The 13,389-nt window shown below is 63.1% G+C and carries 9 protein-coding genes; 6 read left to right on the top strand and 3 right to left on the bottom strand.

The window, feature by feature from the left end:
* Positions 1–98: 98 nt before the first annotated feature.
* The 3 genes from ACYCFC_RS20405 to ACYCFC_RS20395 form a co-directional block, all read right to left on the bottom strand.
* Positions 99–1,318, bottom strand: a protein-coding gene (locus ACYCFC_RS20405; protein ID WP_181087218.1) for an IS3 family transposase whose coding sequence is annotated in 2 segments (ribosomal slippage) — positions 99–970 and positions 970–1,318 — 1,221 coding nt in all. Because the reading frame shifts where the segments join, the coding sequence is not laid out codon by codon here.
* Between the two features lie 128 nt (positions 1,319–1,446).
* Complete coding sequence (locus tag ACYCFC_RS20400) at positions 1,447–1,887, bottom strand: CopD family copper resistance protein (RefSeq protein ID WP_459652727.1); 441 nt, start codon at positions 1,885–1,887, stop codon at positions 1,447–1,449.
* 75 nt (positions 1,888–1,962) lie between these two features.
* Positions 1,963–2,313, bottom strand: coding sequence for a hypothetical protein (locus ACYCFC_RS20395; protein ID WP_459652726.1), 351 nt, complete (start codon positions 2,311–2,313; stop codon positions 1,963–1,965).
* 183 nt (positions 2,314–2,496) lie between these two features.
* Here ACYCFC_RS20395 and ACYCFC_RS20390 point away from each other — a divergent pair, with 183 nt between their 5' ends.
* The 6 genes from ACYCFC_RS20390 (at position 2,497) to ACYCFC_RS20365 (ending at position 13,349) form a co-directional block, all read left to right on the top strand.
* Positions 2,497–2,898, top strand: coding sequence for a DUF488 domain-containing protein (locus ACYCFC_RS20390; protein WP_181082106.1), 402 nt, complete (start codon positions 2,497–2,499; stop codon positions 2,896–2,898).
* Between the two features lie 114 nt (positions 2,899–3,012).
* Entirely contained in the window at positions 3,013–3,945 is a 933-nt protein-coding gene (locus ACYCFC_RS20385; protein WP_459652725.1) for an NAD(P)/FAD-dependent oxidoreductase, read from the top strand.
* Between the two features lie 78 nt (positions 3,946–4,023).
* A complete protein-coding gene (locus tag ACYCFC_RS20380; protein ID WP_459652724.1) occupies positions 4,024–5,559 on the top strand; it encodes a sigma 54-interacting transcriptional regulator in 1,536 nt (511 codons plus the stop codon).
* 401 nt (positions 5,560–5,960) lie between these two features.
* The gene (locus tag ACYCFC_RS20375) at positions 5,961–7,337 is read left to right on the top strand and encodes an alanine/glycine:cation symporter family protein (protein WP_459652723.1); all 1,377 of its coding nucleotides are present in this window, start codon (positions 5,961–5,963) and stop codon (positions 7,335–7,337) included.
* 69 nt (positions 7,338–7,406) lie between these two features.
* Entirely contained in the window at positions 7,407–8,783 is a 1,377-nt protein-coding gene (locus tag ACYCFC_RS20370; RefSeq protein ID WP_459652722.1) for an L-serine ammonia-lyase, read from the top strand.
* 387 nt (positions 8,784–9,170) lie between these two features.
* Positions 9,171–13,349 (top strand): CheR family methyltransferase, encoded by a 4,179-nt coding sequence (locus tag ACYCFC_RS20365; RefSeq protein WP_014854092.1) that lies wholly within the window; start codon positions 9,171–9,173, stop codon positions 13,347–13,349.
* The last annotated feature ends 40 nt before the right edge of the window (positions 13,350–13,389 follow it).

The following is a 13,389-nucleotide window of genomic DNA, read 5'->3' as shown; positions in this document are numbered from 1 at the left end:
CCGCGAACCGATGCCCGACCATCCGCGCGGCCCCATTCGCGGCCAAGGCCCTGTCTAGTCCTGAAATAGGTTTACACCGATTCAGCTAGATTTCGGTACTAAAACGCCCGATGCACGGCATCGGGCGTTTTGTATTTCAGAGACAGATGCGGTCGTTCCGTGTTGTAGACCTCGATGGCTTCCCTGACCATTGCTCTTGCCTGCTTCAGGTCACCGGGGCTACGCAGCATCAGTTCATTCTTGAGTGTTCCGTTTACTCGCTCGGCGAGCGCGTTCTGGTAGCAGTCGTATCCGTCGGTCATCGAGCATTGGACGTTGTGGTGCATGTGAAGGGCTTGATACAGCGCTGAGCAATACTGGATCCCGCGATCAGAGTGATGGATCAACACCTGATTGCTGCGGCGCTGCCTCAGGGCATGCCTGAAGGCCATGGCCACGGATTCGGCATGGAGGCTCTCGTGCACGTGATGGCCAACGATCTTGCGTGAGTAGGCATCGGTAACCAAACTCAGATAGAGCGGACCGCTGCGGCTGGGAAGGTAAGTGATATCGGCCACCCAGACATGTTCGGGCGCCGCTGCAGTGATCTGGTCGGGACCAGGTTTGAGCAGATTCGGGTGGCGGTAGAAGCGGTGAAAACTATGGGTTGTCTTGTGGTACGCACGTTTGGGCAGCACCAGTAGACGATGCTCAGTCAGGATCCCGAACAGCCTGTCACGGCCCACTTTCAGGTCATCATTCGATTGGTTGCTCAGCAGATAATGCAGCTTGCGCGTGCCTATGCGCGGCTGACGTAGCCTTACACGCCGGACGTAGCAGGCCACCTGCTCGCTCTGCAGGCGACGCTGATCGGCGCTACGATTACGCTTGTAGTAAGCCTGGCGGCTGATGGACAGAAACTGGCAAGCCCTGACGATGCTCAGTCCTTCAACTTGCTTTTGCGAGAGGACTTGCCGGGTCGCTTTTTTACGATCGAAACACCGTAGTCATTTTTCAGCACATCGACCACGGACTCGAAGAACTGGGCCTTTTGCCTCATGACCTGCAGTTGCTGTTCGAGCTCTTTGATCCGCTGCTCAGGCGTCAGGTTTGCTGGATCGGTCATGACTTCGCTCCTGCCGGGTCGAACCGAAGCCCCCTGACTCCAATCTTGCCGACCATGCTTGCGCAACCATACCAAAACCGTAGACCTGCCCTGGATCCCGTACTGAGCCTGGGCCTGCTTGTAGGTCAGCTCGCCTTTTTCGATCTGGTCGACCACAGCCAATTTAAAAGTCAGTGAGTAATCACGCTGGGTTCGCTTAACACCTTGATCCATCGAGGTCTCCAGGTTCTCGGGGGAAAGGTGTAAACCTTATTCAGGACGGGACACCCCTCCCACAAAAGCCGCGTGCATGCCGATCCTGTGGGAGCGGACTTGTCCGCGAACCGATGCCCGGCGCCCCGCTACCAGCGCAGGTAGAACATCGCCTTGGCCAAAACCACGATGCCGATCATCTGCAGAAAAATCGCCCAGTGAATGGCCCGATAACGCGCCGGCGTCATCCGTCCGCTTCTCAGCAGCATGGCCACCGCGCCGAAGGTGAAGAAGACACCGATGGCGAGCAGGATCTTCAGCGTCAGCAGCGTGCCGAAACTGCTGGCGAAAGGATCGGCAAGCAGATGCCGATGATGCCAGGCCAGGCCGATACCCGCCCCGTAGACGAACAGCACCACCCAGTGCAACACCACCCGCAGCCGCGCACCCACCGCCTTGTCGACGTGCTGCATCAGGTCCGGCTCGATCTGTTGCCGCACCCTGGCCAGCACGGCCACCTCGACGAACAGCGCGCCGATGAAAAAGATCGCAGCCAGCAAATGAATGACATGCAACAGGGAATAACTCATCTCTGCCCCTTGGGTTGTTCAGGCGGTCAGCCTAGCAGAGCCCGGCCTTCTGTCACCGACTGCCTGAGCAAAAGCTCAATGACTCACCCCCGCCAGGCGGCTGCCGTCACGCTCGACCCGCTGGCCGACCTCGAAGCCATCGGCGGAGGTCCGCAGGCGGCTGGTGTTGCCCTGCTCATCCTTGAGTACATAGAGGTTATGCTCGAGCCCCGCCACGTCCTGCACACCCTGCCCGGCGAAATAGCCCACACCAGCCCCCACCAGTGCGCCAATCGGACCGCCCGCCGCCGCGCCCAGCATGAAGCCGCTGAGACCACCGAACCCGCCACCCACCACACGGTCTTTCTGTACGGATACCACTTCGTCGGCACTCGCCAGGGTGCTTGCCAGCAGCAGTACACTCGCCATCATGATCGACTTGTTCATGCGAAACGCTCCTTGAAAGAATGGGAATTGCACTCCAAGTCTTTCACGAAGCGTGCCGTCGTTTCTGTTGACACAGATCAACAGGTTAGCCGCACAAAAGTACTATTGACCCTTCTGAAAGGGTATTTATGACAATCACCAGAGTATTTTTAACCCTGGATTTTCAAGTATTGGAGGCCAGCCATGATCCACTGCAAACGCGCCTATGAAAGCCCAGCTGCGGATGATGGTCGGCGAGTGCTGGTGGACCGCCTCTGGCCGCGCAACTGCCGCAAGGAGGCGCTGCAGCTGGATCAATGGCACAAGGAACTGGCGCCTTCCAGTGAATTGCGCCGCGCCTTCAAGACCGGCGATCTGGGCTTCGAAACCTTCCGCGAACGCTACCGCCAGGAGCTCGCCGCACATCCCGAGCACTGGTGGCCACTACTGGGCATTGCCGGGCAGGAGCGCCTCACGCTGGTCTATGCCGCACGCGACGAACAGCAGAACAACGCCCAGGTGCTGGCCGAATGGCTGGAAGAACAGCTCGACCGCTACGGCGAGCAGAGTTCGCCGACGTGCTACGCCGGCAGGCGGTTATCCTGAAGCGATTCGGCCCATGCGGTTGAACGTCAGATTCATCTTCGACGTTTATCCAAGCATGCGAACTTTATCTCGCTGGTCGCTTCTACTGACGACACTCGCACAGCCGGCACCCCCATGAACGAAGCCGCCCCGTCAGCCACACTGACCGACTGCCTGGTGGTTGGCGCCGGGCCGGGTGGCCTGACTGCCGCGCTTTACCTGGCCCGCTTCCATCGCGATTGCCTGGTGGTGGACGCCGGCGCCAGTCGCGCCTCACTGATCCCCCGCTCGCACAACTATCCGGGCTTCCCGCCCGGCATTTCCGGCGATGCCCTGCTGGCCCGGTTGTGCGAGCAGGCGACCGGCCATGGTGCGCGGATCGAGCGCGGCCACGTGGAGCGGATCGAACCGCATGCCGAAGGATTCACCGCGCACTACGACGGTCGCATCTGTATCGCCCGCCGCATCATTCTCGCCACCGGCGTCGAAGACACATTGCCGCAGATGCCCGACGCGCGGGCGGCCATCGCCATGGGCAGCCTGCGCCTGTGCGCCATCTGCGATGGCTATGAGGTTCATGGCGACAATGTCGCGGTCTACGGCGAGGCCGAAGACACCATCCGCCATGCCGTTTTCCTGCGCACCTTCACCGACCGCGTCACCGTGGTGGTCCACGGCGACCCGCGCGCCTGCGAAGAGGCCATCGCACTGGCGCGCCATTACGATATCCGGCTGATCGACGACTGCGTCGAAGCCCTGCGCCCCTGTCCCACGGGCATCGAACTGGTTACCCGCAACGGCGACGTCCATCATTTCGACATCATCTACCCCAACCTCGGCGCACGTGTTCGCTCCGAACTGGCGACAGGCCTGGGCGCGGCCTGCGACAAACAGGGCGCGCTGATCGTCGATGCCCGCCAGCAGACATCGGTAGCCGGCCTCTATGCCCTGGGCGATGTCGTGACCGGCCTCAAGCAGATGAGCGTCGCCGTCGGGCAGGCCGCACAGGCCGCCACCGCCGTGCACAACAGCCTGGAAAGCAATCCCTGGGGCGGCCCGTGCCGATAACGCGCCGCGGCGCACAAGGCGAATGCCATCAATCCGGCGAGCAGGCATACTGCGAGCCTCGACCAAAGCCCGAACAGCATGCGCATACACGTTACCTTCATCGACCGCATCGGCATCACCCAGGAGGTTCTCGCCCTGCTGGTGGCGCGCAACCTCAACCTCGATGCCGTGGAAATGGTGCCGCCCAACGTTTATATAGACGCCCCTGCGCTCGATGCCCATGTACTTGACGAGCTGCGCCAGGCGCTACGCGACGTGCGTGGAGTGCAGGACATTCAGGTGGTCGGCATGCTGCCCGGACAGCAGCGGCGCCTGCAACTCGATGCGCTGCTGCTGGCCATGTCGGACCCGCTGATGGCGGTCGATGGCGACGGCAAGATCCTGATGGCCAACCCTGCGCTGATCAGCCTGGTGGGGCTCGACCCCGAAGGCCGGTTCGTTGGCGAGCTGTTCGATGCGCCTGAACTGCAGGCCGCGATGCTCAAGCAGGGCTTCCGCCTGCCCATGCGCGAAATCATCTTCAACGGCCAGTCGCTGCTGATCGACGTGATGCCGGTTGCCGAAACACTCGTCACAGACGGAACACAACCGGCAGCCGGCGCACTGCTGACGCTTTATGCGCCCAGCCGCCTGGGTGAACGCCTGGCCGCACTGCACCCGCACCATGCGGAAAGTTTCGAGGCGCTGCTCGGCGACTCGCCGGCGATCCGCACGCTCAAGGCTCGCGGCGTGCGTGTCGCGGCGCTCGATGCGCCCCTGCTGATCCAGGGTGAAACCGGCACCGGCAAGGAGCTGGTCGCCCGCGCCTGTCACGCCGCCAGCCCACGCAGCAACGCACCCTTTCTGACGCTCAGCTGTGCGGCAGTGCCGGAAAACCAGGCTGATGGCGAGCTCTTCGGCTATGCGCCTGGCGCCGCAAACGCCGCCCAGCGCAGCGGCAAGCCCGGCCTGCTGGAACTGGCCAACGGCGGCACGGTGTTTCTCGACGAAATCGCCGAGATGTCACCCTATCTGCAGGCCAAGCTGATGCACTTCCTCAGCGAGGGCAGTTTTCGCCGGGTCGGCGGCGAGCGCGAGATCCGTGTCGATGTGCGCATCCTCAGCGCCACCCACCGCGATCTGGAACAGCTGGTCGGCGAGGGCGCCTTCCGTGAGGACCTGTTCTACCGCCTCAATGTGCTCAACCTCGGCGTCCCGCCGCTGCGTGAGCGAGGCGAGGATATCCTCCTGTTGGCACGGCACTTTCTGCTGCAGGCCTGCTCACAGATTCAGCGCCCGCCCTGCCGACTCGCACCCTCGACCTACCCGGTGCTGCTTGGTAACAGCTGGCCCGGTAACGTGCGGCAGTTGCAGAACATCATCTTTCGCGCCGCGGCGATGTCCGACAGCAGCATGATCGGTCTCGACGATCTGGATATCGCCAGGACCCGCCTGGCATGTCGGGACGATGAAATCACCAGCCTCAACGAGGCAATGGAAGCCTTCGAGCGCTCGATTCTGGAAAGACTTCATGCAAGCCATCCCTCCACCCGATTGCTGGCGACCCGGCTGAAAAGCTCGCACAGCGCCATCGCCATGCGCCTGCGCAAATATGGTATCGGCAGTCACAGTTGAGGTTGCCGTAAACGTCACCGTCGGAAACATTTACTCATTCATTGTCCGTAATCGCCTCACCAGTACGCGAATTTGCCGAATCACCTGTATCGATTCCAATACATCGTACCGAAATGAGTACGGCAGTCTGGAAGCCGAACATCGGTGCTGGATACGGTTGTTGTATCGAATTCGTTACAGGGCGATTACAAAGCGCGACCAGGAGAATTCATAACCCATTGTTAAACGGACTATTTATTTAAAGCTGGCACCGGTATTGCGTTGTTAGAGAGACTGGAGCCGGAAGGCAACCGCGCTGCCTAGCGAGCAGAGCACCATTTGCCAGCCGGAACCTCAAAAATGGGTGCCTTGTCTTTCGCACACCGACATGCCGTAAACCAAAAAATACAAGCGGAGTCGACATGGAATTTCTGAATAATCTGGTCAACCAAATCAACGCGCTGGTATGGGGACCGCCGATTCTGGTGCTGATTCTCGGCACCGGGCTGTTCCTCATGATCATGCTCAAGTTCATGCCCTGGCGGACCATTCCCCGTGGTTTCCGCCTGATGTGGCAGGGGCGCAGGAACGAGCCCGGCGCCGACGGCGAGATCAGCCCCTTCCAGGCGCTGATGACCTGCCTGGCGGCTACCGTTGGTACCGGCAATATCGCCGGTGTCGCCACTGCCATCTTCCTCGGCGGGCCGGGTGCGCTGTTCTGGATGTGGTGCACCGCCTTGGTGGGCATGGCGACCAAGTACTGCGAAGTGGTACTGGCCGTGCATTACCGCGAGAAGGACGACCGCGGCGAGCATGTCGGCGGCCCGATGTACGCCATCAAGAACGGCCTGGGCAAGAAATGGCTCTGGCTCGGCGGTGCTTTCGCCATCTTCGGCGGTCTGGCCGGTTTCGGTATCGGCAACATGGTACAGGTCAACAGCATGGCCCATGCCATGGAAACCACCTTCGGCGTGCCGATGTGGATCACCGGCGTGGTCTCGATGGCCATTGTCGGCCTGGTGATCCTCGGCGGCATCAAGCGCATCGGCAAGGTCGCGGCAGCATTGGTGCCCTTCATGTGCGTGGCCTACATCATCGCCGCCCTGGTGGTGCTGGCAGTCAACTTCGAGGCCATCCCCGGCGCGTTCGCGCTGATCTTCAAGTCCGCCTTCAACCCGGTGGCGGCCACCGGCGGCTTTGCCGGTGCGGCGGTGATCGCGGCGATCCGCTTCGGTGTTGCGCGCGGCATCTTCTCCAACGAAGCGGGCCTGGGCACCGCCGGCATCGCCCAGGCGGCAGGCACCAGCAACAGCCCGGTGCGCTCCGGCCTGATCGGCATGCTGGGTACGTTCATCGACACCATCATCATCTGCTCGATGACCGGCCTGGCGATCATCTGCTCGGGCGTCTGGACCAGCGGCGAGAGCGGCGCAGCCTTGTCGGCGGCGGCCTTCGAGTCGGCGATGCCGGGCTTCGGCGGCGCCATTCTGACCATTGCGCTGGTGGTCTTCGCCTTCACCACCATTCTTGGCTGGAGCTACTTCGGTGAGAAGTGCTGGGAGTTCCTGGTAGGCACCAAGGCGGTCTGGCCGTTCCGGGTGATCTGGGTGCTGGCCGTGCCCTTCGGTGCGATCGCTCAGCTGGACTTCGCCTGGCTGGTGGCCGACACCCTCAACGGCCTGATGGCGATTCCCAACCTGATCTCGTTGCTGATGCTCAGCCCGGTGGTGGTCAAGCTGACCAACGCCTACTTCGCCGAACGCAAGGCGCAGGAAGCGCTCGCCAGCATGCCCCGCTGAACAGCGTCTAAGCTGATGGCAGCCCCCGGTCGCTGGGGGGCTGCCATTCTCATTCAGCGAGCGCCCTTCATGTCTCTGAGCACCTTCGATCTGTTCAAGATCGGTATCGGCCCCTCCAGCTCGCACACAGTCGGCCCCATGAACGCCGCTGCGCGGTTTGCCGAAGGGCTGAAACGCGATGGCCTGCTGGCCGCCACCGAACGTGTGCGCATCGAACTGTATGGCTCGCTCGGCGCCACCGGCAAGGGCCATGGCAGCGACAAGGCAGTGATCCTCGGCCTCGAAGGCGAACAGCCGGAGCAGGTCGATACCACCCGTATCCCGGAACGGCTGGCGGCGATCCGCGACAGCGGCAGCTTGCGTCTGCTGGGCGAAAAACCGATCCACTTCGTGGAGCGGGAGCACCTGATGATGATCCGCAAGCCGTTGGACTTCCATCCCAACGGCATGGTCTTCCGCGCCTTCGACGCCGCCGGGCTGCAACTGCGCAGCCGCGAGTATTACTCGGTGGGCGGCGGCTTCGTCGTCGATGAGCAGGCAGCCGGCAGCGACCGCATCGTCGAGGACCAGACACCACTGCCCTACCCCTTCCACAGCGCCCGCGAGCTGCTGGCGCTGTGCGATGCCCACGGCCTGTCGATCAGCCAGCTGATGCTGGCCAACGAAGCGGCCTGGCGCCCGGAAGCGCAGACCCGCGCGCGGCTGCTGCAGATCTGGCAGGTCATGCAGGACTGCGTGAGCGCCGGCTGCCACACCGAAGGCAGGCTACCCGGCGGACTCAAGGTCGAACGCCGCGCCGCCCGGCTCTACCGCCAGCTCAGCACGAGCCCCGAGGCCAACCTGCGCGACAACCTCAACGTGCTCGACTGGGTCAACCTCTATGCCCTGGCCGTCAACGAGGAAAACGCCGCCGGCGGTCGGGTGGTGACCGCTCCGACCAATGGCGCTGCCGGCATCATCCCGGCGCTGCTGCATTACTACGCGCGCTTCGTACCCGGCGCCAACGACGACGGTGTGGTGCGCTTCCTGCTCACCGCCGCCGCCATCGGCATGCTCTACAAGGAGAACGCCTCGATTTCCGGCGCCGAGGTCGGCTGTCAGGGCGAAGTGGGCGTCGCCTGTTCCATGGCCGCCGGCGCGCTGTGCGAGGTACTCGGCGGCACACCGCAGCAGGTGGAGAACGCCGCCGAGATCGGCATGGAGCACAACCTCGGGCTCACCTGCGACCCGGTCGGCGGCCTGGTGCAGGTGCCCTGCATCGAACGCAACGCCATGGGCTCGGTGAAGGCCATCAACGCTGCACGCATGGCCCTGCGCGGCGACGGCAGCCATTTCATCTCGCTGGACAAGGTCATCCGCACCATGCGTCAGACCGGCGCCGACATGAAAAGCAAGTACAAGGAAACCGCCCGCGGCGGGCTGGCTGTCAACATCATCGAATGCTAGGGTCTGTTGACGTTTCGTCGCGAGCCACGTTGCTGCGCCAAATATCGCCAGGCAAGGCGCGGGACGCAGGCAATGGCATTCCCTTGCCAAGTCCCGCAACGCCGCATGGCGATATTTGCCGCGCAACCTAGGCGGCCCCACCCGAAGGGCCGGGACTGTTTTTGCGCGGCGCGGCGTTATTCGTCGTTCATTTGGAATGACCAAACTTCTCTCCTCATGCCTTGCTCCGCGCAAAAACAGGCTCCGGCGTGTCCGCGAGCGAAACGTCAACAGACCCTAGGCCCCTGTTGCCACGGGGCGGCATGTGGCGGCGCGAGATAAAGGCTCGCCACCGGGCCGCTGTTTTACCTATGCTGTCGAACCTGCATGCCAACATAACAATACCGAATGCCGACGAATAACGGCCCAGAGCCCTCCAGCCCGAAGAACACCCACCTGGCCCGAAGCACGCTGGACTATCCCGTGGTGGGCATCGGCGCCTCGGCGGGCGGCCTGAAGGCGCTGATGACCTTCTTCGAGCACATGCCCAGCGACTGCGGCATGGCGTTCGTGATCATCCTGCACCTGTCGCCCCGGCACGAGAGCAGCGCCGACAAGATCCTCCAGAACGTCACGCGGATGCCCGTGCGGCAGGTCACCGGGCCGGTGCCCATCGAGCGCAATCATGTCTACGTGATTCCGCCGGCGATGGTCCTGTCGATGAACGACGGTTACCTGCGCCTGCAGAAACCCACCCGCGCACGCGGACCGCAGGTGGCAATCGACCTGTTCTTCCGCGCCCTGGCCGACGTGCACCACACCCATGCCATCGGCATCGTGCTGTCCGGCAGTGGGGCGGATGGTTCGGTCGGCCTGTCGCGTATCAAGGAACAGGGCGGCGTGACCCTGGCGCAGAGCCCGGAGGATGCCGAGCACGACTCGATGCCCCTGCACGCCATCGAAACCGGCATGGTCGACATCGTGCTGCCGGCGGCGGAAATGCCCCAGCGCCTGATGGAACTCGGCGGTAACCTTGAATCACTCATCGCCCGCAGCCACCCGATGCCGCAGCCTGGCGAAACCGAGCAGGCCGGCACGGACCAGGGCCGGATCGAAAACGAGCATGCGCGCAGCCAGTCCCGCCCCAACGAACTGGCGTTACGCGAGATTCTCGAACTGCTGCGCAATCGGACCGGTCATGATTTCCAACATTACAAGCAAGCCACGGTGTTGCGGCGCATCGAACGCCGCCTGCAGGTCAACGCGCTGCACGACATGCCCGCCTATGCCAGGTTCCTGCACGCTCGACCCGAAGAAACCGCCGCGCTGCTGGCGGACATGCTGATCGGCGTGACCAACTTCTTCCGCGACCGGGAAGCCTTCGAAGCGCTGGAGCGCGACGTCATCCCGGTGCTGTTCGAGCAGAAGGCCGAGGCCGAGGACAAGTCCCTGCGGATCTGGGCCGTCGCCTGTTCGAGCGGTGAGGAAGCCTACTCGCTGGGCATGCTCTTCGCCGACCAGACGCAGCTGAGCGAGCCCAACAGCGAAGTCCAGCTGCAGCTGTTCGCCACCGACATCGACGATCGCGCCCTGGAAACCGCACGCACCGGCATCTACCCCGAAGCCATCGTGACCGATGTGCCGCCCAGCCGCCTGCGCCAGCATTTCATCAAGGAGCCGGGGCACTACCGCATGCGCAAGGAGCTGCGCGAGCGCATCCTCTTCGCCCGCCACGACATCCTTCGAGACCCGCCCTTCTCCCGGCTCGACCTGGTCTCCTGCCGCAACCTGATGATCTACCTGGACCGGAACATCCAGGTCGAAGTGCTGCGCATGTTCCACTTCGCGCTCAACCCCGGCGGCTACCTGTTCCTCGGCAGCTCGGAGACCGCCGACGCCTGCAGCCAGCTGTTCGAGCCGGTGGACAAGAAGAACCGCATCTACCGCGCCAGGAACCTGGGCTCGGGGGTTCGCAACAGATCCGCCTACCCTTTCCAGGCACTGGTCAACACCCCTTCTCCCAAGGCGCCACTCAGACAGCAGCCTAACGGCGACCGCAAGCGCTCGTTCGCCGAGATGCACCAGCGCGCCCTCGAACAGTACGCCCCGCCCAGCGTGATCATCGATCGCAAGTCGGAAATCGTGCACATGTCCGACCGCGCCGGGAATTTCCTGCGCTACGTCGGCGGCGAGCCCTCGCTGAACCTGATCACCCTGGTCCATCCGCAGCTGCGCTCGGATTTGCGCACCGCACTATGCCAGGCCAGCCACACCGGCAAGAGCGTCGAGGCGCGGCGGGTGAAGCTGGAACGCGACGACCGGCACTGCTACGTGAACATGGTGGTGCGGCCCTTCCAGGACAACGAAGCCGGCGACGAGTACATGCTGGTGATCTTCGATGAAGTCGAAGATTGCATGGACGGCAGCACGCTGGAAAATACCGACCTCAAGGACAGCGTGCTGCTCCAGCTGGAAGCCGAACTGCAGCGGACCAAGGAACAGCTGCAGGTGACCATGGAGCACTCGGAAACCGCCAGCGACGAACTGCGCGCCTCGAACGAGGAACTGCAGGCGATCAACGAAGAGTTGCGTTCGGCCACCGAGGAACAGGAAACCAGCAAGGAAGAGCTGCAATCGATCAACGAAGAGCTCACCACGGTCAACTTCGAACTCAAGACCAAGGTTGACGAAACCAGCAAGATCAACGACGACCTGCAGAACCTGATCTCCTCGACGGACATCGCCACCCTGTTCGTCGACCGCGAGATGCGTATCAAATGGTTCACGCCCCGAGCGCGGGACATCTTCAACGTGATCGGCGCCGACGCCGGTCGCTCCCTGCTGGACATCACCCACCGCCTCGATTATCCGCAGCTCTACCAGGACGCTACGCAAGCCTTCGAAGCGCTGCATCTGGTCGAGCGCGAAATCTGCAATCGCGACGGCGACCACTGGTACCTGGCGCGCTTCCTGCCCTACCGCACGCTGGATGACCGCATCCAGGGCGCCGTGCTGACCTTCATCGACATCACCGACCGCCGCCTGGCCGAAGAACAGCTGCGCGCCGGCGAGGACCACCTGCGGCTGCTGGCACAGAGCACCAAGGGCTATGCGCTGATCACCATGGATTGCGACGGGCTCATCACCAGTTGGAATCGCGGCGCCGCCTATATCTTCGGCTATCGCGAAGAAGAGGTGATCGGCCGCAACATCGGAATCATCTACACCGAAGAGGACCGCCTGGCCGGCATACCGGAAGCCGAGCGCAAACGCGCCCTGGAACAGGGGCAGGCCACCGACGAGCGCTGGCACATGCGCCGGGACGGCACGCGCTGTTTCTTCAGCGGTCTGGTCAATCCACTGGTGAACAACGACGGCGAAATCACCGGCTTTGCCAAGATCGCCCGCGACGTCACCGATGATCGACAGCGCAGCAACAGCCAGCAGAACGAACTGGAAATCATCCAGGCGGCCAACCAGCAGAAGGACGAGTTCTTCGCCGTGCTCTCCCACGAGCTCAAGCACCCGCTCAACCTCATCCAGCTCAATACCGACCTGATCGCGCGCTCCCAGGCCGCCAAGAACACGCCGAACCTGCTCAAAGCGACGCAGGCGATCCAGAGCGCGGTGCGCAGCCAGTCACGGATCATCGACGACCTGATGGACGTCTCGCGCATCCGCACCGGCAAGCTGAAGCTCAACTTCAACACGCTGCAATACCAGAATGTGCTCGGCAGCATCGAGGCGGTGTTCAGCCCGCTGGCCCAGGCCGAGGGCGTCACCTTTGAAAGCTTCAGGCCGGAGCAGCCGGTGTTCGTTCGCGCCGACCTGACGCGGCTGGAGCAGATCATCTGGAACCTGCTGAACAATGCCTGGAAATTCACCAAGGCCGGCGATCGCATCTGCATGGAACTCGAGCGCGATGGCGACCAGGCGCGGCTGAACGTGATCGACACCGGCGAAGGCATAGCCGCCGCCTTCCTGCCCAAGGTATTCGACATGTTCGGCCAGGCCGAGATGCAGCACGCCCAGCGCTCCAAGCACGGCCTGGGCATCGGCCTGGCGCTGGTCAAGCAACTGGTCGAGGCGCACGGCGGCCGTATCGAGGCCTTCTCCGAAGGGCTCGGCCGCGGCGCGCGGTTCAGCGTCTGGCTGCCGATACACCTGCAGACCGAGCTGGCGCTCAACGACCAGGGCAACGCCAACGAATTGGGCGCGTTGGTCGGCATCGACATCCTGCTGGTGGACGACTCGGCGGAAATCCTCGCCACCCTCTGCGAGCTGCTGGAAAGCGAAGGCGCGAACGTGACCACCGCAGACGGCGGCGCCCGAGGCATCGAACTGGCCGAGCAGTCGCGCTTCGACGTGATCCTCTCCGACATCGGCATGCCGGACGTCGACGGCCACAGGATGATGAGCGAGATACGCCGCGGCACCACCAACGCCGATACCCCCAGCATCGCCCTGACCGGCTACGGCACCCTGCGCGACGTGGAAAAGGCCAGGGCGGCAGGCTTCAACCTGCATCTGCGCAAGCCGATCGACCTGCAGGCACTGATCGACGCCGTGACCCAGGCCGTGCATTGAGCTGACCGCAGCCTTCGGGAGGGCCGCCCTCGGCGCTAGG

Source organism: Stutzerimonas sp. NM35 (genome assembly GCF_054604355.1).
This window is presented reverse-complemented; position numbering and strand designations above follow the sequence as displayed.

Bases quoted from the DNA above. Each gene is read 5' to 3' on its own strand.
- ACYCFC_RS20375 (WP_459652723.1), top strand. From the start codon at position 5,961: ATGGAATTTCTGAATAATCTGGTCAACCAAATCAACGCGCTGGTATGG.
- ACYCFC_RS20385 (WP_459652725.1), top strand. From the start codon at position 3,013: ATGAACGAAGCCGCCCCGTCAGCCACACTGACCGACTGCCTGGTGGTT.
- ACYCFC_RS20390 (WP_181082106.1), top strand. From the start codon at position 2,497: ATGATCCACTGCAAACGCGCCTATGAAAGCCCAGCTGCGGATGATGGT.
- ACYCFC_RS20370 (WP_459652722.1), top strand. From the start codon at position 7,407: ATGTCTCTGAGCACCTTCGATCTGTTCAAGATCGGTATCGGCCCCTCC.
- ACYCFC_RS20380 (WP_459652724.1), top strand. From the start codon at position 4,024: ATGCGCATACACGTTACCTTCATCGACCGCATCGGCATCACCCAGGAG.
- ACYCFC_RS20395 (WP_459652726.1), bottom strand. From the start codon at position 2,313: ATGAACAAGTCGATCATGATGGCGAGTGTACTGCTGCTGGCAAGCACC.
- ACYCFC_RS20365 (WP_014854092.1), top strand. From the start codon at position 9,171: ATGCCGACGAATAACGGCCCAGAGCCCTCCAGCCCGAAGAACACCCAC.
- ACYCFC_RS20400 (WP_459652727.1), bottom strand. From the start codon at position 1,887: ATGAGTTATTCCCTGTTGCATGTCATTCATTTGCTGGCTGCGATCTTT.